At 48.2% G+C, this 24,481-nt stretch carries 19 protein-coding genes and 1 pseudogene; 10 read left to right on the forward strand and 10 right to left on the reverse strand.

Annotation, left to right across the window (positions count from 1 at the left end; translation table 11 throughout):
• Positions 1–464 precede the first annotated feature (464 nt).
• The 4 genes from ACUJFK_RS11785 (at position 465) to ACUJFK_RS11800 (ending at position 2,940) form a co-directional block, all read left to right on the forward strand.
• Positions 465–1,166, forward strand: coding sequence for a CoA transferase subunit A (locus tag ACUJFK_RS11785; protein ID WP_445424967.1), 702 nt, complete (start codon positions 465–467; stop codon positions 1,164–1,166).
• A 10-nt stretch (positions 1,167–1,176) separates the two neighbouring features.
• Positions 1,177–1,836, forward strand: a complete 660-nt coding sequence (locus ACUJFK_RS11790; RefSeq protein ID WP_445424968.1) for a CoA transferase subunit B — start codon at positions 1,177–1,179, stop codon at positions 1,834–1,836.
• A 173-nt stretch (positions 1,837–2,009) separates the two neighbouring features.
• Positions 2,010–2,459: a type II RES/Xre toxin-antitoxin system antitoxin gene (gene parS, locus ACUJFK_RS11795; protein ID WP_236129432.1), complete on the forward strand. Its 450-nt coding sequence runs from the start codon at positions 2,010–2,012 to the stop codon at positions 2,457–2,459.
• A gap of 1 nt (position 2,460) precedes the next feature.
• The gene (locus ACUJFK_RS11800) at positions 2,461–2,940 is read left to right on the forward strand and encodes an RES family NAD+ phosphorylase (protein WP_445424969.1); all 480 of its coding nucleotides are present in this window, start codon (positions 2,461–2,463) and stop codon (positions 2,938–2,940) included.
• Here ACUJFK_RS11800 and ACUJFK_RS11805 read toward each other — a convergent pair.
• A complete protein-coding gene (locus tag ACUJFK_RS11805; RefSeq protein WP_229584293.1) occupies positions 2,929–3,807 on the reverse strand; it encodes an NAD(P)-dependent oxidoreductase in 879 nt (292 codons plus the stop codon). The genes ACUJFK_RS11800 and ACUJFK_RS11805 overlap by 12 nt on opposite strands.
• An 83-nt stretch (positions 3,808–3,890) precedes the next feature.
• Between ACUJFK_RS11805 and ACUJFK_RS11810 the strand changes: the two genes are divergently transcribed.
• Together ACUJFK_RS11810 and ACUJFK_RS11815 are read left to right on the forward strand one after the other, a co-directional pair.
• Entirely contained in the window at positions 3,891–4,370 is a 480-nt protein-coding gene (locus tag ACUJFK_RS11810) for a glutathione peroxidase (RefSeq protein ID WP_226750108.1), read from the forward strand.
• A gap of 70 nt (positions 4,371–4,440) precedes the next feature.
• Positions 4,441–5,421: a 2-hydroxyacid dehydrogenase gene (locus tag ACUJFK_RS11815; RefSeq protein WP_306178381.1), complete on the forward strand. Its 981-nt coding sequence runs from the start codon at positions 4,441–4,443 to the stop codon at positions 5,419–5,421.
• A gap of 101 nt (positions 5,422–5,522) precedes the next feature.
• Here ACUJFK_RS11815 and ACUJFK_RS11820 read toward each other — a convergent pair whose 3' ends face one another.
• Both ACUJFK_RS11820 and ACUJFK_RS11825 read right to left on the reverse strand, forming a co-directional pair.
• Positions 5,523–5,915, reverse strand: coding sequence for a DUF2750 domain-containing protein (locus ACUJFK_RS11820; RefSeq protein ID WP_226750109.1), 393 nt, complete (start codon positions 5,913–5,915; stop codon positions 5,523–5,525).
• 90 nt (positions 5,916–6,005) lie between these two features.
• The gene (locus tag ACUJFK_RS11825; protein ID WP_306178261.1) at positions 6,006–6,428 is read right to left on the reverse strand and encodes a YqaA family protein; all 423 of its coding nucleotides are present in this window, start codon (positions 6,426–6,428) and stop codon (positions 6,006–6,008) included.
• A gap of 209 nt (positions 6,429–6,637) precedes the next feature.
• Here ACUJFK_RS11825 and ACUJFK_RS11830 point away from each other — a divergent pair, with 209 nt between their 5' ends.
• Positions 6,638–8,179: a methyl-accepting chemotaxis protein gene (locus ACUJFK_RS11830; RefSeq protein WP_445424970.1), complete on the forward strand. Its 1,542-nt coding sequence runs from the start codon at positions 6,638–6,640 to the stop codon at positions 8,177–8,179.
• 16 nt (positions 8,180–8,195) lie between these two features.
• Here the strand turns inward: ACUJFK_RS11830 and rlmC are convergent, their stop codons facing one another.
• The 5 genes and pseudogenes from rlmC to ACUJFK_RS11855 all read right to left on the reverse strand — a co-directional run bounded on the left by rlmC (position 8,196) and on the right by ACUJFK_RS11855 (position 19,113).
• Positions 8,196–9,359 carry a 23S rRNA (uracil(747)-C(5))-methyltransferase RlmC gene (gene rlmC, locus ACUJFK_RS11835; protein WP_445424971.1) on the reverse strand — a complete coding sequence of 388 codons (1,164 nt, stop codon included), beginning with the start codon at positions 9,357–9,359 and terminating at the stop codon, positions 8,196–8,198.
• A 4-nt stretch (positions 9,360–9,363) separates the two neighbouring features.
• Positions 9,364–10,623: an alkaline phosphatase family protein gene (locus tag ACUJFK_RS11840; RefSeq protein ID WP_445424972.1), complete on the reverse strand. Its 1,260-nt coding sequence runs from the start codon at positions 10,621–10,623 to the stop codon at positions 9,364–9,366.
• Positions 10,624–10,793: 170 nt separating this feature from the next.
• Positions 10,794–13,012 (reverse strand): annotated as a pseudogene (gene pbpC / locus ACUJFK_RS11845) (penicillin-binding protein 1C).
• 270 nt (positions 13,013–13,282) lie between these two features.
• Positions 13,283–14,641 carry an alpha-2-macroglobulin family protein gene (locus ACUJFK_RS11850; protein ID WP_445424973.1) on the reverse strand — a complete coding sequence of 453 codons (1,359 nt, stop codon included), beginning with the start codon at positions 14,639–14,641 and terminating at the stop codon, positions 13,283–13,285.
• Positions 14,638–19,113 (reverse strand): alpha-2-macroglobulin, encoded by a 4,476-nt coding sequence (locus ACUJFK_RS11855; RefSeq protein WP_445424974.1) that lies wholly within the window; start codon positions 19,111–19,113, stop codon positions 14,638–14,640. Before ACUJFK_RS11855 ends, ACUJFK_RS11850 begins: the two co-directional genes overlap by 4 nt.
• A 187-nt stretch (positions 19,114–19,300) precedes the next feature.
• Between ACUJFK_RS11855 and ACUJFK_RS11860 the strand changes: the two genes are divergently transcribed.
• The 3 genes from ACUJFK_RS11860 to ACUJFK_RS11870 all read left to right on the forward strand — a co-directional run bounded on the left by ACUJFK_RS11860 (position 19,301) and on the right by ACUJFK_RS11870 (position 21,259).
• Positions 19,301–19,933 carry a methylamine utilization protein gene (locus ACUJFK_RS11860; RefSeq protein ID WP_445424975.1) on the forward strand — a complete coding sequence of 211 codons (633 nt, stop codon included), beginning with the start codon at positions 19,301–19,303 and terminating at the stop codon, positions 19,931–19,933.
• A 76-nt stretch (positions 19,934–20,009) separates the two neighbouring features.
• A complete protein-coding gene (locus tag ACUJFK_RS11865; protein WP_445424976.1) occupies positions 20,010–20,843 on the forward strand; it encodes a DUF3034 family protein in 834 nt (277 codons plus the stop codon).
• A complete protein-coding gene (locus tag ACUJFK_RS11870; protein ID WP_445424977.1) occupies positions 20,843–21,259 on the forward strand; it encodes a group I truncated hemoglobin in 417 nt (138 codons plus the stop codon). Before ACUJFK_RS11865 ends, ACUJFK_RS11870 begins: the two co-directional genes overlap by 1 nt.
• A gap of 177 nt (positions 21,260–21,436) precedes the next feature.
• Here ACUJFK_RS11870 and thpR read toward each other — a convergent pair whose 3' ends face one another.
• Together thpR and ACUJFK_RS11880 are read right to left on the reverse strand one after the other, a co-directional pair.
• Positions 21,437–21,943, reverse strand: coding sequence for an RNA 2',3'-cyclic phosphodiesterase (gene thpR, locus ACUJFK_RS11875; RefSeq protein WP_445424978.1), 507 nt, complete (start codon positions 21,941–21,943; stop codon positions 21,437–21,439).
• Between the two features lie 115 nt (positions 21,944–22,058).
• Complete coding sequence (locus ACUJFK_RS11880) at positions 22,059–24,332, reverse strand: YgiQ family radical SAM protein (RefSeq protein ID WP_445426781.1); 2,274 nt, start codon at positions 24,330–24,332, stop codon at positions 22,059–22,061.
• Positions 24,333–24,481 lie beyond the last annotated feature (149 nt).

Genomic DNA, 24,481 nt, shown 5'->3' on the forward strand with positions numbered 1-24,481 from the left:
AAGTAGGATTGGCACAAGGTGCATGTAACCTTCAAACTAATACCATAAACAAAGCATATTATCGTAGTCTTTAATAAAAAAATTGATGACATGCAATGACTTGCTTAGACAACTTGCTAGCTAAAACAAAACAACAAGGATTGAGTAGCACAATTTCGTCGGGACCGTGTTTTTCATGGATGAAAAACAGGAGCGTACAGGGAAGTATTTACAGCGTGTCCCGACAAATTCGTGCAATTCAATCCGTGTCATTGACATGATGACAAGGTGATATGTACACGACGCGGTGCTCCGGCTATTTATTCTGAGGTACGCCGTAAACCCGTCCCTGGGGGCTCCATTCAGGCATCCATGCCTTCAAGGACCCTCAGAACAAAAGCCATACTCACCGCGTCTTTATGGCTGCAGCAGATAATCAAACACTCCAAGTAAGTTTGTTATTAAAACACGACAGAGGACACAAAATGGCAGGGTTTAATAAAGTCGTACATAGCTACGAAGACGCCATGGCAGGCTTGCAAGACGGCATGACCGTTATTGCCGGCGGCTTTGGCTTATGCGGTATCCCAGAAGGGCTTATCGCCCAAATCAAAAAAATGGGGACCACCGACTTAACCGTGGTATCTAACAACTGCGGTGTTGACGGTTTTGGTTTAGGCGTATTACTCGAAGATCGTCAAATCAAAAAAATGGTCGCCTCTTATGTGGGTGAAAACGCCCTGTTTGAAAAACAATTACTCAGCGGCGAACTTGAGGTGGAATTAACACCACAAGGCACTTTGGCCGAAAAAATGCGTGCTGGCGGTGCCGGTATTCCCGCCTTTTTCACTGCTACCGGTTACGGTACACCGGTGGCCGAAGGCAAAGAAACGCGTGAAATCAACGGCCGTCATTACGTATTAGAAGAAGCCATTACCGGCGACTTTGCCATTGTACGTGCATGGAAAGCCGACCGTTATGGCAACTTAGTGTTCCGCCATACCTCAATGAATTTTAACCCGATGGCCGCTACAGCCGGCAAAATCACCGTGGCCGAAGTGGAAGAAATTGTCGAGCCTGGCGAATTAGAGCCATCACAAATTCATACCCCAGGTATCTACGTGCAGCGCGTGATCAAAGGCAACTTTGAAAAACGCATTGAACGTCGTATGGTTCGTAAAGATTAAGGAGACAGCAATGGCTTTATCACGTGAACAAGTTGCCATGCGTGTCGCGCAGGAGCTTAAAGACGGTTACTACGTCAATCTCGGGATCGGTATCCCAACGTTAGTCGCAAACTATGTACCCGCCGGTATTGAAGTGATGCTGCAATCCGAAAACGGTTTACTCGGTATGGGGCCCTACCCAACCGAAGCTGAGCTGGATGCCGATATGATTAATGCCGGTAAAGAAACCGTTACCGCTATCAAAGGCGCGGCGATTTTCAGCTCGGCTGAAAGCTTTGCCATGATCCGCGGCGGTCATGTCGATTTAACCGTACTAGGCGCTTTTGAAGTGGATCAAAACGGCAATATTGCCAGCTGGATGATACCCGGCAAGCTGGTTAAAGGTATGGGCGGCGCCATGGACTTAGTGGCCGGTGCACTCAACATCGTGGTCACCATGACGCACGCCGATAAATACGGTAACAGCAAGTTGCTGACAGATTGCACCTTGCCATTAACCGGTGTCGGTTGTGTGAAGAAAATCGTTACCGATCTGGCCGTACTAGAAGTGCGGGATGGCGCCTTTCATTTACTTGAGCGTGCGCCTGGCATTAGCGTGGAAGAGATCCAACAAAAAACGGCAGGCAAACTGATCGTTAATGGCACTATTCCAGAAATGGTATTTAATTAAGTTAGCCATAAACAGATATTAGGCCGCGAGTACAGCTAAGGCTGATCAGTTTGGTGTTTTCCATAACACCTTTTATTTAACTGACAGGCATTGTTGATATCGCGCCTTTTTTTTGACCAAGCAAATATCATATGATAGAGTCAGCACATACCAACTGATAAATCAGGTGTATTATGACCGCGCAAGTTCATGAGTTTATTCCAAGCCACTACGCTAGCCCAAACCTCTGGCAACAGCTAGGCATTGCCGAGCGCGGGCCTAAATTGTATCAAGCGTTACATAACGGCTTTCATTACAACGTATTTGAAAAACTCGCTTTATCGGCACAGCTCGATAAAAAACAACTGGCTCAAGTGTGTCAATTAGCGCCCGCAACACTGGCTCGTCGCGCGAAAAGTGGCCATTTTACTCAAGATGAAAGTGATCGTTTATACCGTTTCGCTACCGTACTGGTGGCCGCAAATGCCCTTTTTGCACAGGATAGCGCAGCCACTAAACGCTGGTTAACCGAGCCGGTGTATGGCCTAGGTGATAAAACCCCGCTTGATATGCTCAGTACCTCTGCTGAAAGCCAAGCCGTCTTAGATTTAATCGGCCGCTTATCACATGGCGTTTTTGCCTAAGATGTCCGCAAAAGACACTGTTCAGCTTTATCGATTAGTGCATCAACAATGGGCAGCACAGGCTTTTGATGGCGAAGGGGCCTATTTATATGGTGGGCGTTGGAATAACAAAGGTCAGCGTTGTATCTATACGGCAGGCTCTGAAGCGTTAGCCGTTTTAGAGATCTTGGTGCATTTAAATAATCGAGCGGCACTGCGCCAATATCGTTTATTTCAACTTAGTGTAGACAGTAGCGCCGTGTTGCAACTGAGCCAAGAGAACCTGCCCGCAAATTGGCGCGCCCAACCGGCTCCGGCTGATACAGCCCGTTTAGGCGATGATTGGCTGCAGCGAAAGGCCAGTTTAGCTTTAGCGGTGCCCAGCGTGTTGGCACCGCGTGAAACCAATATTTTATTAAACCCGCAGCATAGCCAATTTAAAGGCTGCCTCAGCAGCCTTGTTGAATTGAAATTTATGCCCGATCCACGCTTAACGCTTTAACCGCGCCAGCAAACTCGAAGTATCCCAGCGACCACCACCAAGCTGTTGCACTTCACTATAAAACTGATCAACCAATGCGGTTAGGGGTAAATGACTGCCATTTTTGCGCGCTTCATTCAGCGCAATCGACAAGTCTTTACGCATCCAATCCACGGCAAAACCAAAATCATATTCTCCGGCCAACATGGTAAGCGAGCGGTTTTGCATTTGCCAAGACGAAGCCGCGCCTTGAGAGATCACCTCGACCACCGCCGCGCCGTCTAAACCGGCATTTTGGGCAAAATTCAGTGCTTCGGCCAAGCCTTGTACCACCCCAGCAATACAAATTTGATTGACCATTTTAGCTAACTGGCCATTGCCCGCGGGGCCCAATAATTTTACGCAGCGCGCATAACTTTGCATGGCGGTTTCAGCTTTGGCATAGGCTGCGGGTTCGCCCCCAACCATCACAGTTAAAATGCCTTTTTCTGCACCCGCTTGGCCACCTGATACCGGCGCATCTAAAAAGCCTAACTGCTGTTTAGCACAAGCCATGGCAAGTTCACGTGCTAAATCAGCCGACGCTGTGGTATGGTCAATTAATACCGCGCCAGCCTGCATGCTTGCTAACACACCGTGCTCGCCATACACCACCGAGCGCACATCATCGTCGTTACCTACACAAACAAACACTAAGCTCGCGCCACTGGCTGCAGCGGCTGGCGTTGCAGCAGCTTCACCTTGGTAGTGTTCAACCCACTTTGCCGCCTTGCTCGCGGTGCGGTTATATACGCTGACTGCATAGCCTTTTTGTTGCAAATAACCCGCCATTGGGAAACCCATTACACCTAAGCCGATAAAGGCCACTTTCACTGCTTGATTTGACATATAACTGACTCAAAAATATGACATACTGTGGTCATAGCTTACTAAGTTCTCCAACCAATGAACAGCAAATAAAAGGATCTGCAATGCCCTCTATCTATGATTTTACTGTGCAAGATAACCAAGGACAGCCCATCGAACTCAGTCAATATCGCGATAAGGTGCTGTTAATCGTCAATACCGCCAGCAAATGCGGTTTTACGCCGCAATATAAAGAGCTAGAAGCCCTCTATCAGCAGTATCACACGCAAGGTTTGGTGATTTTAGCCTTCCCCTGTAATCAGTTTGGTGGGCAAGAACCTGCTGGCAATTCTGAGATCCAACAGTTTTGTGAAATCAATTTCGGGCTAAGTTTCCCATTAATGGCTAAACTGAATGTTAATGGGCCTGATACCGCGCCCCTGTTTGATTATCTTAAAGAGCATGCCCGCGGTTTACTGAAAAGCAGAGCGATAAAATGGAACTTTACCAAGTTTTTGGTAAATAAAGAGGGGATGGTAGTAAAACGTTATGCACCGCGCACTAAACCCGCCAGCATAGCGCCGGCCATCGAAGAATTACTGTAAATTTGATCTGGCGCTAATTATGACCGAACAAGATGCCCTACACTATCCGCAATCTGATGGGAGATTGCCGATGAAAATCGCTGTATTCAGTGCCAAAAAATACGATAAAGAAGGGTTCAGCCAATGGGCTGATCCCAGTCTTCAATTTCACTATATTGAAAGCCGACTTAACCTAGAACACCTTAAACTGGCGCAGGGCTGCCATGCTATCTGTGCCTTTGTTAATGATGATCTATCAGCGCCAGTGTTAGAGCAGATGTCAGTGATGGGCATCGAAATGGTTGCACTGCGCTGCGCCGGCTTTAATAACGTCGATTTAGACACCGCCAAAGCCTTAGGTATCCGCATCGCAAGGGTCCCCGCTTACTCGCCTGAGGCAGTAGCAGAACATACCGTCGCTATGATGCTGACGCTTAATCGCAAATTACATAAAGCTTACAACCGCGTGCGCGATGACAATTTCGCCTTAGACGGTTTATTAGGTTTTAATATGCACGGTAAAACGGTGGGCATCATTGGTACTGGCCGCATCGGGCTGGCAACCGCTCGGATCTTAAAAGGGTTTGGTTGCAAACTGCTTTGCTATGATATTAAACCTGATCCGGAATTGGCCGAGCATTACACCAGCTTAACCGCGCTTTATCAGCAAAGTGACATTATTAGTTTGCACTGCCCACTGTCACCACAAACCCAATATATCATTAATGCCAATAGCCTTAACTTGATGAAAGAAGGCGTGATGCTGATTAATACCAGCCGCGGTGCATTAATTGATACTAAAGCCGTTATCGATGGTTTGAAAAATCGTAAAATTGGTTATTTAGGCTTAGATGTGTACGAGCAAGAAGCGGATATTTTCTTTGAGAACTTATCAGAGCAGATGATTGATGATGAAGTGTTTAAGCGCTTATTGACCTTTTCCAATGTATTAATTACTGGGCATCAGGCATTTTTTACCAAAGAGGCGTTACAGCAAATTAGCCATATTACCAGTGAAAACTTGTTAGCTTATGCCAGTGGCAGTTTTAACGGTAACGAGTTGGCTAACTAGTCGCAATGGGTGCAATAAGCAGCCATTGCGACTTCTCTATCATCGAGATTAGCACCGTTAAGCCGCAACACTGCACTTAACGATGATCATCGCCAACGATGTTAGGCGTCGTCGCTTGTTTCATCAACCAGCGTTTCAGCCATTTCATCTGGGGAAACCACCACACCTGGACCATCCGCGTCTGGCAATACGGCAATACTTAACTCATCGCCATTTAAGCCTTCAGTCCACTTGCTTAACCAGGTTTCTAAATCCACGGCTTGCGCTTGGCAGTTTGACCATTCGCCTTCAATCCACTGCTCAGCTAACTCAAGGTGTGGCCATACTGGGATACAACGTTCATCTTCGGCACTGACTAAAACAAAACCTTCATCATCTGTTAGGATCCAGATCTGCTGTAAATCTGCAACGGCTTGAATAAAGTAGTCGTAACGTTGCTCTGCATCAAGCGCCGTAATGCGTGCTAACTCTTCTGCCGATAATTGGTATTCCATGTGTCTATCCCATACTGTCAATAATAAGGTTAATGATGACGGATCTGCCGGCATAATGCCATCAGAAAAAGCGTTAGCGCAGCGCTTAGCTTAAAAAAAGGACAGTGCTAGCAATATCAACACGGCATAACGCAAAGCCTTACCGATAGTCACTAACAGCAAAAATATCGAAAAAGGCATCTTTAACACGCCTGCGATCATCGTTAGGGGATCGCCTACTACCGGCAGCCAAGATAACAACAAACTCCAGCGGCCATAACGCAAAAACAGTCGCTCGGCACGCGCTAATTGGCTTGTCGATACTGGAAACCAGCGTTTATGCTGGTATAAACGTAGTTTTTGACCAAGCCACCAATTCACGCAAGAGCCTAAAGTGTTGCCCAAGGTAGCGCTTAGCCACAACAACAACGCGACATGCCCCTGTTGCAGTAAAGCCAGTAACAGCAACTCTGAAGAGGCCGGAAAGATCGTAGCAGCAATAAAGCCGGTTAAAAATAACGAAAAATAAGCCAAAACGTCTACCTTTTACTCTATGAAGATGCGACCAAGCGTCTTAACCGTGCCGTTGCTTATAGCGACAAAAAAATCAGCGCAATATTGCCCTCATTATTAGTACAAAACAATTGCTTGACTATACTTTAGTCGCAGCATACTGAGCAGGCATTGACTTTGCTAACGCTTTTACCGAATCTGCTTAATCATATAAAAAATTGGGAGTCATCATGCCGCTAAAGTTGACACAACACCTGCTGTTTTTAGTGCTGTTAGCACTCAGTCAACTGCTGTTGCTCTGGCTAGACTATGCCAAGGTAGCAGTAGGCTTATCTTTTTTACTTACCGCTTTCTATTTATATGCACTCTCGAAATCTGTACAACCCGACTCGCCGCTTGAAACAAAGACAACGCATCAGCCGGTTTTAAATGACATTTCAACTGCCACCTCAAAAATGGCCATTGGTGCCGCTGAAGTGTCATTTTATATTGATGGCTTAATTAAAGATATTCAACAAAGTGGTCAAGATAGCCAGCAAATTGCCAACGCGACCAGCGCGGTAGCCGATACCAGCAGTAAACTTAATCACAATTTGCAAACCATCAACCTTGCGCTCACTCAAACCGCCAGTGCCAGTTTACAAGCGGATCAGAAATTACAATCCGGTGTGGATAAAATACAACAGCTCGCCCAAGCCGTTAGCCATGCGGCGAACGAGTTGTCTGCCCTGCGTGGTAATGCAGATAAAATTCAACACATTACTCAAGTTATTGATAATGTCGCGGCACAAACCAATTTGCTGGCACTGAATGCGGCCATTGAAGCGGCAAGAGCGGGTGAACAAGGACGCGGTTTTGCCGTGGTCGCCGATGAAGTGAGAGCCTTAGCCGGCAAAACGGCGAATGCCACCAAAGATATTGGCAGTATGCTGGCCGATATTCGCTCACAAAGCGCGCATACAGCAAATTTGATGACCCAATTAGAAGAAGCCAGCCATCAGGTGCAGTTAGAGTTACAAGATGTTGCCAGCGGCGTGCAGCATATCAGTCAGGAGGTCAGTCAATCCTCTACCACCTTAAACCAAATTGAACACCTCAGCGCCGATCTTGAACAAAACAGTGTGCAGATCAGTAGCGCTATCAGTAATATCAGCCAAGCCCTGCAGGCTATCGAGCAAAAAGGCGGCAGTATTGCCAGTCAAGCTATTGATGTCTCCGTAGAAACCGAAACCATTTATCGCGCACTCAGTCAGCAACAACTCGATGCTTTTTATCAACCGATCTTACAAGAAGCACAACAAGCGGCAAGCGCCATTGGCGAGTTACTGCAACAAGCGATCAGTCAGGGTAAATTTAGCCAGCAACAATTATTTGCCGAGCAATATCAGCCTATTGCTAACACCAACCCGCAAAAATATCATACCGCCTATGATAAATTTACCGATGAAGCCTTCCCAGCCATTCAAGAAGCCATTTTGGCTCGACAGTCTAACGTCACCTATGCAGGGGCGGTCGACCGTAAAGGCTATTTCCCTACGCATAATCGTAAATTTAGCCAAGCATTAACCGGTAATTATCAAAAAGACTTACTGCAAAATCGTACCAAACGCATTTTTAATGATCGTACGGGCAGCCGTTGTGGCAGTAATACCGAAGCGATGTTGTTACAAACATACAAGCGCGATACCGGAGAGATCATGCACGATCTGTCGGTTCCCATTTATGTGGCCGGTAAACACTGGGGTGGTTTTCGAATTGGCTTTACTCGCTAAGTGTGTTTGGCAATGTTCAGCGCCGAACTAATAAGGTCAGCACCTCGGCATGGCTGCTATGAGCAAACAGATCGAACAGCTGGGCTTTGACTAAGCGATAGCTTTTTAGCTGCGCTATATCAGCGGCTAAACTGTGTACGTTGCAACTGGAATACAGCATAAAACGCGGTTGTAACCGTGTGATATCAGCACATAAAGCGTCGCCTAAGCCCCGCCTAGGTGGGTTAACCACTAATAAATCAGGCGCCTGTGCGGCGGCATGGGCAAAGGCCGCAGAGTCTAACGCTTGAAAACGCACCTGAGTGAGCCCCAACTCGTTGGCCGCTTGCTCGGCACTGGCTATCGCAGCGGCGGCAATTTCAATGCCGGTTAGTGTGGGTTGTTGCCCTGTTATTGCCGTTAATTGGCTTGCCAAGTGCAGTCCAAAACCACCGACACCACAAAACAAATCCCAGATCTGTTCAAATGGCTCACCTTGTTGCTGTAACTCAACCGCCCAAGTTGCGGCGGTATCATATAGTGCTGCCGCTAAGCTGGGGTTGGTTTGAAAAAAGCTTTGGGGTGATAAATACAACGGCACCTGGTTTAATTGCTCGCGCAGCAAGCGCTCTGCTGTAAGCACAATCTCTTCTGCCCCTTCTAACAGCGCGGCAGGTTGTGGCTGCAAATTAATACTAACCACGGCTATAGCGGGTACTTGCGCTAATAAGCGCGGTAGATACTTTTGAATGACCGCTAAATGATTTTTTGAACGTAGCACAAAACGCAGCATAAAACGGCCGCTATGCTGGCTTTGACTCAGTAAAATAAATTTCAGCTCACCACGGCGCTGCTGCACCTGGTATGGCTGTAGTTTAGCTAAAACGATAAAATTTTTAATAGCGGCAAATACGTCAGCAAAGTGCTCTGGATATAACGGGCAATCAGCCAAATCGACCGCTTCGTTTTGCTGATTAACAATCCCCAGCATTGGGGCATCTGTCGTGCCAAGCACCACCATTTTGGCTTTATAACGAAAACCCTGCTCGCTACTGGCGATGGGCGCTAATAACTGAAACGGCGCAAAAGCAGCCAATACATCCACTAACTGTTGCTGTTTGTTAGCCAGTTGTGTGGCATAAGGCTGCGCTAACCATTGGCAGGACTGGCATCGACCTGCCATAAAATGGGCACATTGCACAATATTATTCCTCAGCCAGCATCAAAGCTATAGCTGCAGGATCACCATCATTCGGGGCAGGTTCAATTTGCAATACCGCTGCCATCACATTATAGATATCAACCATACTGAGCTTCTCAACGGCGGTGGCTTTTTTAAAGGCCGGGCCTATAGCAATCAAGGTCGTTTGCATATCTGCTTCGCTATTATCATAACCATGGCTACCACGCGGATCTAAATAAGTGGGATCGGCCTTTAAGCGAGCTAAAGCACTTTGACGCACAAAAATCCATGGCTGTTCAGCCAGTAAAAAAATCGGTGCGATACGGCTATGCTGCTGATAATGAAAGCGCGCTGGGAAATCAGCTTTACGATATAAGCGCATTTGCTCAGGGTTATAACGCTCAGCAATTTGCTGATACAGCGTGTCTTCTGCGCCCTCTTTCGGGAAAATACTGATCAATTCACGTGAAAGCCGCACATTTAACGCTAAATCGGCTGAGAATAACTCATCCGCCACAATATGCTTGCGCTGATCCACTTCGGCCATGCCATGATCTGAGCTGATAATCAGATTCAACTCATCAGCTTGACCGCGAGCGGTTAAGGTTTGCATCAAATAGGCGATCTCAGCATCCACATCGGCTAAGGCTTGTGCCGTTTGTGCGGATAAGGGGCCAAAATCATGTCCGGCTGAATCCACATCGCTGAAATATAACGTAATCACCTTAGGGCGCTCAGCATAAGGTAACGCTAACCAATCAAGCACTTGCTGGGTACGCTGACGATTTGGCGTATTATGCTCATAAGGGAACCAGTAGCTGGGGCGCAGGCCATTGATTTCAGCTTCAGTACCTGGATAAAAATAAGTGGCCGCCATCTTACCTTGGCGCTCAGCCGTGATCCAAATAGGCTCACCCTGCCACCAGAAACCATCCCCGACTTCCTCTGACTTACTCAAGGCAAACATACGGCCCGTTGCCGGATCATAGATAGAGTTATCCACAATACCGTGCTTTTCTGGGTGTAAACCGGTTACCAAAGAATAATGATTAGGAAAGGTTTTGCTTGGGAAGACCGGTTGTAACTGTTTCACCTGCACGCCGGCTGTTGCTAGCTTAGAGAGAGTCGGAGCTTGATGCAGTTGCAAATAATCGTGACGCAAACCATCAATTGAAATAATTAACAAGCTGGTCTGTGCGGCGTCTTTTGCCACTGACTCGGTTTGTTCGGGTTTAGCGCAAGACACTAACAACAGCAGCATAACAACAGTTAAAAATCGCATGAAACTAACCTTTTATTAGCGGAAAACCCACAAAGCCAAAGCATTAACCTGCCCAGTGCTGCGGTAACCCCTTGGCGAAAGTACACATTGCTGCAAACGCAGCATGCAATTTGGTAAAGGCGGTCAGTTTACTGCTTTTTCAAAGGCGCTTCATGCCATTTTGCCCAAAATTATTGCACGTTTAACGTAATTTCACTGCTGCCGCCTAAATCATCCTGTACCCGTAACTGATATTCTCCGGCACTGGCTGACCAAAATAAGGTTTCATTCGCGCTAACCGCCCCTAAAAAACGCTTCCCAGCAAACCAATAACTTTGTGTGGCGGCGCCATCTAAGCGCACCTGTAAGGCTAATGGACGGCCGGCTTGGGCATAATAGGTTAAACCCGCTTGGGGCGACACAATCTGCGGTGGTTGTGCTTGGCTTTGGGTTAACTGTGAACATGGGCTGGCGAAAGCGGGCGGTTGCTGTAAACGCACACCTGCTTGCTGATACAAGGCCGCAATATCAGAGGGCCAAAACTCAAATACCTGTAACTCAGTTAAAGGCGGTTGATGGTAACAAGCACGCAAGCCTGAAGCGCGAAAAACCGGCACTGGCCGATGTAACTCTGACAAAGCAACCGGTGATACGCCGGGGATCACCCAACCCAGCTCAGTGGCAGGGCAAAAGCGATTGGGTAATTGAAAACTTTGCCGACACAGCGCAACTTGGCGTAAGTTAAGCTTTTCCGACACCGTAAACAGTTGCTGATTCGCGTGTTGTTGCTCACCGAGCAGCGGTAATAACGAAAAGAACAAAGGTGCCGCTACCGTGCGCCCCACTAAATTCGGGTTGCTGCTGCCATCAAAGTTGCCAAGCCAAACGGCCACCACGTAATCACCATAGAGCCCCAGAGTCCAAGCATCGCGATACGCATAAGAGGTGCCCGTTTTCCAAGCGACGGGCGGGCTATCGGTCAGCGCAGCTAAACGCGTATTTTGTAAGGCGGGTTGACTACTGAGCATCTGTAAGGTTAAAAACGCGGCTTCGGGCAATAAGCCGGCGTTATTCTCCGCTACTGCTAACCTCTTAAGTTCATGGGCGGTTATCTCAACAACATCTTGGGGATGATTGGCTGTTCCCCCCCACGGTTTAGTCTCTATGCTCGCGTGTTGTGTCACTTCAACCTTGTTAGTCGCATCACTGGTAAGCCACTGCAAATCACGATACTGCCCTTGATTGCCGAGCATGGCATATAAACGCACCATTTGCTGCATCGACAACTCCATTCCGCCCAAAGCTAAGGCTAAACCATAATAGTTGGCGTCTTGCGGTAAGCGAACCCCATTAGCCCCGAGCCATTGGTAAAAATCAGGTTGTGCTAACTTTGCTTGTAAAGTGACCGCCGGCACATTTCGACTTTGCACCAAAGCTGCCGTGGCGGTTAATGGGCCTTGAAAACGGCGATCAAAATTCTCTGGGCTGAACAGACCAAAACGCTGCGGTAGATCTTTTAATAGGCTTTTCGGGTGTATATGCCCTTGCTGTAACGCTAAAGCATAAATAAAAGGTTTTAAGGCTGAGCCAGGTGAACGTAGTGCCGCGGTACCATCGACTTGCCCCGCTATCTCGCGATTATAGAAATCGGCAGAGCCGATATAGGCTTTGATCTGCATGGTTGGGCGGTGCACCACGAGCACGCTGGCATTACGCAGCCCTAAACGCTGTTGCTGGCGCAAATAGCTGTCGACCCGTTGCTGCACTTGCTGCTGTAAATGCCAATCTAAACTACTGTGCAACGCGCCACTGGGTTGTTGCACAGCCAGTGCTTGTACAAAATGGGGGGCGGTGAAAGGCAAGTCGGAGCGGCGTTTAAAACGAAGTGGGATCTGCAATAACTGCTGCTCACTTGCTGTGAGCGGATAATACTGTTGCCATATTTGCAGTAACCGGGCTCGCGCTGCTTCAAGTTGTGCCGCGCCGTTTTGCCGCTCAGGATTACGCTGTAGCGGGTTTTGTGGGATCACCGCCAGCGCTAAGGCTTCAGCCGTGCTGAGCTCTGCGGCAGGCTTACCAAAGTAAATCAGGCTAGCGGCAGCAACGCTTTCGATGTTGCCGCCGTACGGGGCGTAATTTAAATAGGCTTCTAAAATGGCATCTTTGCTGAAATGCCGTTCTAAATACAAAGCCAAGCCAATTTGCTGTAATTTGCCCAGCACAGTTTGACTGTCAATTCCGTAATGCAAACGGGCTAATTGCATAGTAATGGTGGAAGCGCCCTGCCGCCGCCCCCCCTCAGTACCCCTTGCGAAAACGCTCGTGCTAACGCTAGCAGATCCAAGCCCAAATGCTGGTAAAAGCGTCGATCTTCATACAACAAGGTGGCTTGCTGTAAGGCTGGGGCCATATCGCTGAGCGCCAGTCGTAACCGGTAACGTTCATCCGATGCCGGACGCAGTGCTAACAATTGGCCGCCTGCAGCAAAAACCGCTTGGCTTTGTGCATACTGGGCATACAGCTGCGGTTTGGCCGTAAACAAGGGTAAGCCATACCAAAACAACGCCAATAGCGCGACTAAGACCAACCCGCGTGCTATTTTCTGACGCCACAGCTGTTTTAACCTAAGCCTCACCACTGACAGTGCCCCAGCGTATTAGCGGTCATAAGCTGCAAACGGCTAAGGTTGAGTTGGCTGAGCTTGATAGGCACTCACCTCAAGCTGACCGGCTGGCGTGTAAGCGCGCACACGATTGTCGTACATGGCTTCAGCCGAGGCCACCGGCACCGTAAAACGACCGGCGGTGCTGACACGCACCTGATAAGTCAGCTCGGTCATTTGCGTTGCAATAGCGCCGTACCACAGCACGCGATCTTCACGAATGTCCATATAATCGGCCTGCCACAGGCCACTTTGCCTGGGTACTGAGCTGCGCACCACCTCAAAGCCGGCCGGTAATAAATCGGTAATCACCATATTACTGATCGTGTCCCCCGTTAAACTACGCAGCCGCAAACGCACGGTTAACAGCTGCCCTTGGCGCGCACGGGTGATTTTCTCGCCCTCACTGTTCAGGTAATCACGCACCAGCTCAACACCGTCTGCACGGGGTTTGCTCGGTAATTGCGCCGCATAGCCTTGCTCTGATAAGGCATAAAACAATGGGTAAGCTGCATTTAAGCTAAATTGCTGTACGGCTTTATCCGAACTGGCGCGCGCATAAGGCCAGTTATCTAACAGCGCTAACTTTTCGCCGTCAGCTGATAAGGTGGGTAATACCGATACGGTGTTTGGCTTGATATCGGCATAAGCTGCTAACGCCAAAATGCTGTAAGCCGCCGCTTGCGTATGATAATCGCCCGCAAATAACGGCTCGAGCTGTGTTAACAGTTGCTCGCTACTAAGCTGTGCTGCCTGCTCTGGGAAATGCCGCGCTAATAACAACAGATACTGACTATCTAAGTTAAACTGCGATTGAAACTCAGGGTTAGCAAAAGGCTGCGCTAAGCGATTAACCGGTTTATAGTCGCGCTCAAGTAACGAGGTTTTGCCTGCTTGATAAGGCTTCAGCAAACTTTGCGCTAAACTAGGTTGCTGCAAAATCTGATAACTGGCCGCCATGTACACTGCCAAAATATCCGATTGCCAACGTTGTTCATGCTGCCGTGTTAAGCGCTCATGCAAGTGTGTTAACGCATTACTGACTTGCTCGCCTTTTACGCTTAACAAGTAAATTGCCAGGGCGCGCAATCTCGCTTGATAAAGATTAGCGCCAGCGCCTTGGCTCACGCTGCGTAAATAATTCAGCGCCCGCTCCAACATATAATGTGGCACGGCAAAACCTTGCTGCTCGGCTTCCAGTAAAAACTGGATCACATACAACGAGGGGAAATCTGCGCTTTGGGTATGGCCTGGCCAAAAAGCAAAGCCACCATCGGCTTGTTGTCGTTCGGCTAAGGCTTGCAGCAACTTGGCAAACTTTTCATTTAATTGTGGCCACTGCGCTTGGAAATGCGCTTGTTTAACCAAGGGGATCAAGGAAAAACTTGGCTAACCATCTGCTCGGTACAACCATGCGGATAAGTATCCAAGTAATGACTTAAACGGTCGACCAATAGTAACGGGCTGCTACCCGCCGTTAGCTGCCGCTCAGCCAATACCGGCAACAAGGCCGTAGCATTCAGTTGTTGCTGCCCACTTTTACTGTAACCAAACTGCAACTGCCGCAAATAAGGCTGTGCTGGGCGAATACTTAAACTCAACTCTCGTTGACTGCTCTGCAGGCCATCAACCGTAGCCACACTAAACCGAATTGAGGCTTCGCCAGGATGCTCGTTTGCCTTTAATGTCAGCCGCAGAACCTGTGTAGCGCCTTCATCCACAGTAATACTTTGCGTTGGCTCACTGAGCAAGGTTAAGCCTTGACTCACTGTTGTCTTAACCTCTAACGGTAACGCTTTACCTGAGCCGTCGAGCATATTACTGATCGATAAACTGATCTCAAATTCATCTGCCGGTGCCACAGCCGTTAATACATCGGGCTGCAGAACAAAGGGCCCCCGAACCAACACGTCTTGGCGAGTCGCCCCTAACGCCTGCTCAGAGACCCCCACGGCCATTAATTGCACCGTACCATTAAAGGTATCGGGTAATCGCGCCTGATGCACACTGCCATTCGCATCGGTTTTCACCACACCTAACCAAAAGACGCCAGGTTGTTCCACCCGACGCGCGAACGGATTGGTGTCACTTTTCAATCGAGCCCCCGAAACCATTATCCTTTCAGTATCACCACCAGGGCCTGCCGTTAAACGTTGTAAGGCGCTAAATTCCGGTAAAATAAGATCAAGCATCTGCATACTGCGCACTTGTAAGGCTCGTTTTTGTAAGAAAAACGCCAGTGGATCGGGTAAGTCGTAAGCGGCTACCTGCAAGATACCGGCATCGACACCGTACAGCAGCACATCGGCGGGCTGATCGCTGCTTAAGCTAAAGCTAAATTCTCGCCCGGGCTGGATCAACGCCGGTGCCGTTAAGTTAAGCTGCAAGGTTCTGGCAGCGCGAGCAATATTAAAGGGCTGCACCGCATAACTTAGCGGGCTTAACAGCAACTCAGGCGCACCGGCTGCGCGCACAAAACTAACATTTAAATAAGCATTACCTTGCAAGTCTGCCGGTATTTGAATGCGCTGCATACTGTGGCTGCTGTCTGCTTGAAACCAGCGAAAGGCGACGACCTTGTTTGTTTCAATGGTGATTAAACCACTACCGGTATAAGGTGCCGTTACACTAAACTCTAACCACTCGCCCGGCTGATAATCGCTTTTGCTGAGTTTCAGTTGTAACTCGGCATTTTGCTCGAGCTGCGCGGTCAAATTAGCATTACCGACCACAGTGTAATCGGTTTGACTGACCACTTCACCAGCCTTATTAAACAGCTGCAGCTGATAATCGCCAGGTTGTTCGGTATTCAACTGATAAGTTTGCCCTTGCTCGGCAATACTGAAGTCTTGCTCTGCTATGACTTTTTGCTGCAACACCGTTTGGTATTGCAAGGTACCATCAGGTTGTTTCACCAAACTGGATAACGGTGTTTTTTGCACTAACTTTAGCGTTAAGTTGTCTTGTGCTACCGTAGTCAACTGTTGATTAATGGCTAAAAAATGTAATTGCCGAGCTTGCTGTTGCTTTAAAAAATTCAGCGCTCCATCGGCTTTCATGCCAATTAATACTGGGCTAGTCGCGATAAGCGCGCCATTACTGTGCTGCACTGCCCGCCCACCGGCGCTGTCAAACCCTTCAACGTACACTTGCAATTGCCAATGGCCCTGTTGAAAACGCTGCAGCGGTAAGCTAAAGGTCACCTGACCAGCGCTATCGGTTTGCTGCTCGGTTAATTTCTCGCGCTGCGCAACTAAGCTCTGCTCATTTGGGATCCCAAACTGATAATCTGGATAAGCATCAAATTGAAATGCGCTGGGCATCAAGACATAACGGGCAGCCACACGCCGCTGCTGCGCGGCACTGCCAAACAAGTTATCGAGTTGCAGGGCTAAACTTAATTGCTCAGGCAATAACCAACCTTTTGCCTGTTGATTAAACTCACTACTTATTTTTAGGGTGTCAGGTAAAAACTCTTCTAGTTGAAAACTGACATCACCGAGTGTTTGTTGATGCCGGCCTTGTGCATCCACTAACATAATTAAAGCATCATATTCACCGGTATCGCTAAACTTAGCAGTGTCTAACTGAAAGCTTTGCAAACCACGCGCTGATAAAGTGAATTTTTGCTGATGCAGCGCATTGCCTCGAGGCCCGTTAACTTGCAATTGTAAGCTGAGGTTTTTGGCTGTTACCGGTGCTAAATCACTGCGGCGAATAATACTGGCTAATTGCACCGTTTCACCCGGCCGGTAAATGCCACGATCGCTGAACATAAAGGCTTTAAGCTGGGCCGCATTACCCGACTGATATTCGCCATCAATCGCAAAGCGCGAATAATCGAGTTGTCGACTGTAACGATTGAACGGAATAAACGTACTGTCGGTGCGACCATTTTCAGTGTGCTGGACCAAATACACGGTGGCCTGCTCCGCCTCTTTTAAGCCATTAGTCACACCCAGTTCCACATGGCCTTGCTTATCGGTGATGCCGCTGTATACCGCCAAGCCATTACGCCCAAGCAATTGCACCTTGGCACCACTCACTGGCTCGCCGCTGGCTAAAGACATCACAAAGACTTTTTGGCTACTGTCTTGTTGGTGTTTTACCATCAAGCCTAAATCGGTAACCAGCACCAGCCGCTTATCTAATGCCTCGCCTAACCAATCTGGATACTTAGGATCGTGTTGATAAAGCTCTACAAAATACACCCCCATGCCTTCACGCTGCAGATGAGGTTTCAGATCTAAACTTAAAAACTGATTTTTTTGTGGTGTCTGATTATTGATTTCAAAGATCTGCTCGGTGATAGCCGCAAGGTTTTCCGCACCGAAACTGCGATTGTAAAAAAAGGGGTTGCTGATATCGCCGCCACTTTGGCTAATAAGATGATTAAGATGTTGCGGTAATACCTTAGCCAATCGCACTTTTAGCTGTGGTAAGCCGCGGCTGACCAGTTGCAACTTTTGCTCACCAGATAACATTAATACGGCACCCTCACCACTGATCCGTGCTTCTTTCGGATAATCCGGTAGCGTCAGTACGCGTTGATAGGTATGGCTTAATTGATAATTATCTAAACCGGGTAATCCCGCCTTAACTATCACCGCCAATTGCCGCTGCGCCGGTAAATCCAATTTAATGGCAAAATCTTGTTGATGGGCAAAAGCCCCCGGCTCTAGCTGATAATGCAATAACCTAGCTTGCGCTAAGGTGGCCGGCGTTAACTCTGCGGCCGTCCAAGTGCGTTTCGCTGGATGTGGCGGTAACAGATATAACTGTAAATGTGCCGTCAGATCAGTAAAACGCACCCGATCAGTCAGGCTTAATTGCAATACTTGCTCAGGCTCCGCTTGGGCATTACGCACTAATTGCAATTGCGCATCACTGATCTGCAACACCGTAGCTTGATCGGGGATCAACACTTGCTGCTGTTGCGCCTCTTGCGTGCGGCCTTGACCATGCTGCGCTTTAACGCCAGCGGCGAGCTCGAAAGTTAAAAATTGTGCTTGCTTAGGCAAACTAATCGGTTCGCTTTGCAGATACCAAACCCGTCCTTGCTCAGCACTTTGCAAGGTATAAGCAACAGACTGCGCTTTACTACCCACTTTTTCTGCGCTTTGCGGCAAGTTTAAACTCAACGCTTTTTGCAAACTTTGTTGCTCAACCGCATGAGTAAAAGCCAGCGTAGCTAAAATGCGTCGCACCGAAACCTGCTCGGGATCTTGATAAAACTGCAGTTGTTCTATGGCAACATTAAGGGCCGGACTGTCGAATGACCATTTGCGGGTAGCAAGAGCTAGCTTGTCGGCAAACCAGGTTTTAGGCAGTGTGATCTGATAACGCTGACCCGCTGGCCATGCTTGCTCGGGTAAAAACTGTAATTGGTTATCATCCAGCCATTGCCACTGCCCCTGAATGGCGGGTGTGAGCGTATCCCCTACCGCCAGGCTTTCACCTATTAAAGCCAGCTTTGCTGCGCTTAAGTTTGCAGTAGCTATCGGTAAACTGATCCGGGCGGGGTTAACATCGGCAAGTTGCGCGTTTTCGCTGGCGGGGTCTTCCTGGTAAAAGCGCAATAATAACGGCGTGGGTTGTTCTACCTGTTGTACTATCTCACCTTGGCTTGGCGCGATCACTTGCGCTAACACCTGCGGTGCTTTGGGCAGTTGCCAATAATAGCGAGTGAACAACACTAGGCTCATTAGCGCCAACAATACAATAAGCAAAGCTGCACCAAAACGCTTCGGCTTCGCTTTCGCTTGTTGTTGTAGCTTGGCTAACCAAGCCGGTGCAGCCCAGCTGAGCTGCCCAAACAGCCGAGTAAATAAAGACGAAGCCCCTGACATACCCCTTCCTTGCTCGCGTTAATCGCGGAAAATTCCTCAATATTGCTAAAGTATAGCCCTGTTATATTAATAACCGATGAACTCTTTTAAAAAAGGCGGTGATAACCTAATGATTTAGGGAGAAAATTGAATTTAAACCAGCCGTAGTTTAAAGTGAAAATCAGATCCCACTAAAAAAGTGTCCAACATGAAATTTCATTCCGCACTACTAGGCATTGTGACGCTAGTCTTTGCTAGCTTTGCTACTCAAGGGCAAGGTGTCAGCATTACCGTGTTAGATCAGACTAACCAACCGCTGGCCGATGCGGTGATTGAAATTATCAGCCCTGATTTTAAAACGACCACAGTAGCGAAAATAGCGCATGTCGCACAGGAAGATCTTGTATTTGTGCCATTTGTTACCGCGATTCAACAAGGTAATCTGATCGAATTTCCCAATCGCGACAAAACCCGACATCATGTTTACTCTTTTTCCAGTGCTAAAACCTTTGAGATCCAACTGTATTCCGGTAAGCCTGAAGCGCCTGTTCAATTTGACGAGCCCGGTATCGTCGTTCTTGGCTGCAATATTCATGATTATATGCTGGCCTATATCTACATTGGTGAAAGCCCGCTGTTACTCGTTACCGATAAGGAAGGTAAAGTACAGTTCCCAGAGGTACCTGCGGGTGAACTTCGCTTAAAAATCTGGCATCCATGGCAAGTTGAGGCTTTAGCTGAGCAAGTGGTTACGCCAGATGAAACGGGCCATCTGACCTTTTCCTTGGCCATCGAAGACAATGAAAAGCCCAGTGCACCAAAGCGCGGCTTTGGTAGTTAAGTTTATTTATGCTAAAAAAACGCCTGAGGTAATAGCTTAAGCAGTTGCCACTTTGGGTGGAGTCTGGAGATACACTATGATCACGCGTTTTACATTAGCCCTTTGTTGCCTACTTGCCAGCGCGAGCAGTGTTGCCGGCAGCAAAATCGTGGCGACAGGCGGTGCAAGTAGCATTGAAGGCAGTGCGGGCGGCGGTATAGTGCCGTGGGCAGTGATTAACGGTTATGGCAGCAGTGATGAGTGGAGCGCCACCGCTTTTACGAGCCGCGTCGGTGTTGATGATTTCACGCTAAATGTGTTTGGTGCCAGCGTCAGTTATGACAATAAATGGGAATGGTCGGTTGCCCGGCAAACCTTCAAACTAGATAGCATTGGCGGTGAATTACGCCAAGATGTCTTTGGTGTTAAATACCATATCGCCGGAGAACTGCTGTATACGGCTTGGCCGCAAATTAGCGTTGGCTTACAGTATAAAAAACACCGTGATTTTGGCTTACCGCAAGCGGTTGGCGCTCGTGATGATAGTGGTGTCGATGTTTATTTTTCTGCCAGTAAAGTGTTGTTTGACCACGTTGCCGGGCGCAATTTGTTGCTAAACGGCACAGTGCGTGCCACTAAAGCCAACCAAACCGGTCTACTCGGCTTTGGCAGTGCTAGCGATAACGATTACCAGTTTGTCTTTGAAGGTTCAGCGGCTGTTTTGCTGAATTATAATGTGGCGCTGGGCATTGAATTTAAACAAAAGCCTGATCAATTAGACTTTGCTACCGAGCAACATTGGCGCGATCTGTTTGCCGCGTGGTTTATCAATAAGCATGTGTCGGTGGTCGGTGGCTATGTCGACCTTGGCAGTATTGCCGGTTTTGATCAGCAACAAGGTTATTATATTTCAGTAGAAGGAGCCTGGTAATGCGCACCATCACCCCTTTAGTTTTCGCGTTACTGTTGACGGCTTGTAGCCAACACTCCCAACCTAGCTTGTATCAACAACTCGGTGGTGAGCCGGGTATTGCCGCCATTACCGATGGTTTATTGCAAAAAATTGAACAAGATCAACGTATCGTGCATCACTTTGCCGATACCGATATTGCACGTTTTCGCCGATTATTAGCCGAGCAGCTGTGTAATATCAGCGGCGGCCCCTGTGAATATACCGGTGGCACCATGCAAGAAAGCCATACCGGCTTTAACATTACCTTGGCGCATTACGATGCGTTAGTCGAAAACTTGATTGATGTGATGCAACAGCAGCAGATTAGCATCAGTGCGCAAAATCAGTTACTGGCCCTACTTGCGCCCATGTACAAAGACATCACTTATCGCTAATCACCTTAGCGCCCGAATGCACTGAGCTATCTCCTCCGACCACACTCAGACACCGGTAAGAGCTCTGACCTCTGACCGCACTCCGAGACAGGTTGGACCACACTCTGAGACTGGTATGACCGGTGTCTGAGTGTGGTCGGACAACTTAAACTGAACAAGCTTTAATCTGACATCACGCTATTCATTCAGTGGCACATAACGCAGTTGTCCGGCAATTTGTGTTGAATGAAACAAGGCAAATCGGCCTATCCTAAGCTCTAACGGCAAACAAGCCGGCAAGGGCCCCTCGTGATCCACTTTTCGAAGTAGGGTGATATGCGGCTTAAATTCGGGGTGCTGCGCCTCAAAGCCTTGTTGTTGACACAACTGCGTGATCTGCTGTTGTAACTGCAATAAAGGTTCAGGAATGACACTGGGCGCTAAATAAGCAATTTTAGGTTTGGCGAAATAGCCCAATTTATCGAAAGTGAGCGTTATATCAATTGGCGCAATCGTCTTCGCCGCAGACAATAAAAATTGCTCTTGCTCACCGTCTACTTGACCAAGAAAAAACAGCGTTAAATGAAAGTTATCCGCAGTCACAATACGCGCATCAGGATACTGCGCTATCAGCTGCTGCTGATACCTTAAGATAGCTTGTTGCTGCGCTGGGGAAAATTGCAGTGCAAAGAACAGTCTTTTCATATGCTCATGCGCTAAGTTAATGAAGCTAAAGCCGCGGATTTTTCAGCGAGCCCTGCTGCGGTTTTCTTATCATAACCAAGCGCCTAGTGTGTGCCAGGCACTTGCTTGTTCAAGACTAACCGCGTTGCGCTTTGCCGTTTTGTGGACGCTTTGCTTTTGGTTTTGCCGCTGTTGGGCCATGAGTGCTAGCTGGCGTAGCAGGCCTTTGGCCGTTTTGTTTGGCTTTAGGCTTGCCCGTATTATCGGCACGCGTGGCTTTTGCCGCTGGATTTAACCCCGTGTGCCGCGTTAACGCCGGCTTACCCCCCCGAAGAGGTCTGCGCTGTTGCTCATCTTTGCCTTCCGGTGGTACTAAACAATCTTTGCCCCGGCCGATTAAATGCTGTAAACCCATCTTCGTCAGCGCTTCACGAATACTTGGCCAGCCTTTTGGATCGTGATAACGCAAAATGGCTTTATGTAATCGGCGCTGCCTTTCACCTTTGGGTACCGGCACCGCTTCTTTATTCGCTTTATTAATGTTTTTCAGCGAATTCATCTCGGTGTGATAAATCGTAGTGGCATTGGCCATCGGGCTTGGATAAAAGTTTTGTACTTGATCTAGTCTGAAATCACGCTCTTTTAACCATAAGGCTAAATTCACCATATCCATATCGGTGGTGCCAGGATGCGAGGCAATAAAATACGGGATCAGGTACTGCTCTTTGCCCGCTTCTTTACTAAAGCGATCAAACATTTCTTTAAATTTATCGTATGCGCCCATACCCGGCTTCATCATCTTACTTAATGGGCCCTCTTCGGTATGCTCAGGGGCAATTTTTAAATAACCGCCGACATGATGCTGCACTAATTCTTTCACATAGTTAGGATCTTCTACCGCCAAGTCATAACGGACACCCGAGGCAATCAGCACCTTTTTGATGCCTTCGATATTACGCGCTTCACGGTACAACTCTACCGTCGGGCTTTGATCGGTATCCATGTGCTCACAAATGGTCGGATAGACACAAGAAGGTCGACGACAAGTTTGCTCTGCTTTCGGGTTTTTACAATTTAAGCGATACATATTGGCCGTGGGCCCACCTAAATCGGAGATAACGCCAGTAAACCCCGGCACTTTGTCGCGAATGTCTTTGATCTCTTGCATTATCGACTCTTTCGAGCGACTTTGAATAATCCGGCCTTCGTGCTCAGTAATGGAACAAAACGAACAGCCACCAAAACAGCCTCGCATAATATTCACTGAGGTTTTAATCATTTCATAGGCAGGGATCTTGGCTTTACCATACACCGGATGCGGAATACGCTGATAGGGCAAACCAAACACCAGATCCATCTCTTCGGTACTCAGCGGAAAAGCCGCAGGATTTACCCAAATATGCCGATCACCATGACGCTGCATAATGGCGCGCGCACAGCCTGGATTGGTTTCTTGATGCAAAATACGTGAGGCATGGGCATACAACGGCTTATTCACACTCACCTGCTCAAACGCGGGTAGCTTAACGTAAGTCAGCTCCCACGGTTTTTGCCGTGGTGCCTGCACGATAATAGGTTTGGCTTCCACTTCTGCCGGTTTAGTTAAATCAATACCGGCTTTGGCAAATTCAGAATAACTGCTACAGCCGACATCATCAGCACCGTAAGGATTGGGAATAGGGTCGATTTTGCCAATTTTATCAATGGCGGTGGAATCTACGCCGCGCCAGCCCGGCAGAGGCTCTTTGCGGATCACCGCAGTACCGCGTACATCCTGAATATCGGCCACCGGAATACCACTGGCAAGGCGGTAGGCTACTTCAATTAACGGCCGCTCGGCATTACCATAAATTAATATGTCTGCTTTGGCATCAAAAATAACTGAACGGCGAACTTTCTCAGACCAATAATCATAATGCGCAATACGGCGTAAACTGGCTTCAATACCACCGATAATAACCGGCACATCACTGTATGCTTCTTTACAGCGCTGGGTATAAACAATTACCGCGCGATCCGGTCTTTTACCCCCAATATCGCCGGCGGTGTAAGCATCGTCATGCCGCAACTTTTTATCGGCGGTATAACGGTTGATCATCGAGTCCATATTACCGGCAGACACACCGTAAAACAGATTAGGTTTGCCTAAGCGCATAAAGTCGGTTTTGCTGTGCCAATCGGGCTGGGCAATAATCCCCACGCGATAACCCTGTGCTTCTAGCATTCGCCCAACCACTGCCATCCCAAAGCTGGGGTGATCAACATAAGCATCGCCAACCACTAAGATAATGTCGCAGCTATCCCAACCTAATTTGTCCATTTCGGCGCGAGACATCGGTAAAAAAGGCGCGGTGCCGTAACATTCGGCCCAGTATTTTGGGTAAGAAAACAGATCGCGCTCAGGCGCCATCCGGGCTACCGGAGCAGATTTACGAAGATTTACAGTAGTCGCGGACATAATTACAGCACCTGAGTGTTACAAGGCCGCATATTATACAGGGTGTACGATTGAAAGGCGAATAAGCCGCATGACTTTACCGCTTCGCAGGACTACACTGA

Source organism: Alishewanella sp. HL-SH06, assembly GCF_052656265.1.

What these genes read in the sequence shown, in the direction of transcription:
- ACUJFK_RS11860 (WP_445424975.1), top strand. Translation starts at nt 19,301, where the DNA reads ATGAAATTTCATTCCGCACTACTAGGCATTGTGACGCTAGTCTTTGCT.
- ACUJFK_RS11840 (WP_445424972.1), bottom strand. Translation starts at nt 10,623, where the DNA reads ATGCGATTTTTAACTGTTGTTATGCTGCTGTTGTTAGTGTCTTGCGCT.
- parS (WP_236129432.1), top strand. Translation starts at nt 2,010, where the DNA reads ATGACCGCGCAAGTTCATGAGTTTATTCCAAGCCACTACGCTAGCCCA.
- ACUJFK_RS11820 (WP_226750109.1), bottom strand. Translation starts at nt 5,915, where the DNA reads ATGGAATACCAATTATCGGCAGAAGAGTTAGCACGCATTACGGCGCTT.
- ACUJFK_RS11805 (WP_229584293.1), bottom strand. Translation starts at nt 3,807, where the DNA reads ATGTCAAATCAAGCAGTGAAAGTGGCCTTTATCGGCTTAGGTGTAATG.
- ACUJFK_RS11870 (WP_445424977.1), top strand. Translation starts at nt 20,843, where the DNA reads ATGCGCACCATCACCCCTTTAGTTTTCGCGTTACTGTTGACGGCTTGT.
- thpR (WP_445424978.1), bottom strand. Translation starts at nt 21,943, where the DNA reads ATGAAAAGACTGTTCTTTGCACTGCAATTTTCCCCAGCGCAGCAACAA.
- ACUJFK_RS11810 (WP_226750108.1), top strand. Translation starts at nt 3,891, where the DNA reads ATGCCCTCTATCTATGATTTTACTGTGCAAGATAACCAAGGACAGCCC.
- ACUJFK_RS11800 (WP_445424969.1), top strand. Translation starts at nt 2,461, where the DNA reads ATGTCCGCAAAAGACACTGTTCAGCTTTATCGATTAGTGCATCAACAA.
- ACUJFK_RS11830 (WP_445424970.1), top strand. Translation starts at nt 6,638, where the DNA reads ATGCCGCTAAAGTTGACACAACACCTGCTGTTTTTAGTGCTGTTAGCA.
- ACUJFK_RS11790 (WP_445424968.1), top strand. Translation starts at nt 1,177, where the DNA reads ATGGCTTTATCACGTGAACAAGTTGCCATGCGTGTCGCGCAGGAGCTT.
- ACUJFK_RS11865 (WP_445424976.1), top strand. Translation starts at nt 20,010, where the DNA reads ATGATCACGCGTTTTACATTAGCCCTTTGTTGCCTACTTGCCAGCGCG.
- ACUJFK_RS11855 (WP_445424974.1), bottom strand. Translation starts at nt 19,113, where the DNA reads ATGTCAGGGGCTTCGTCTTTATTTACTCGGCTGTTTGGGCAGCTCAGC.
- ACUJFK_RS11880 (WP_445426781.1), bottom strand. Translation starts at nt 24,332, where the DNA reads ATGGCGCCTGAGCGCGATCTGTTTTCTTACCCAAAATACTGGGCCGAA.
- ACUJFK_RS11785 (WP_445424967.1), top strand. Translation starts at nt 465, where the DNA reads ATGGCAGGGTTTAATAAAGTCGTACATAGCTACGAAGACGCCATGGCA.
- ACUJFK_RS11815 (WP_306178381.1), top strand. Translation starts at nt 4,441, where the DNA reads ATGAAAATCGCTGTATTCAGTGCCAAAAAATACGATAAAGAAGGGTTC.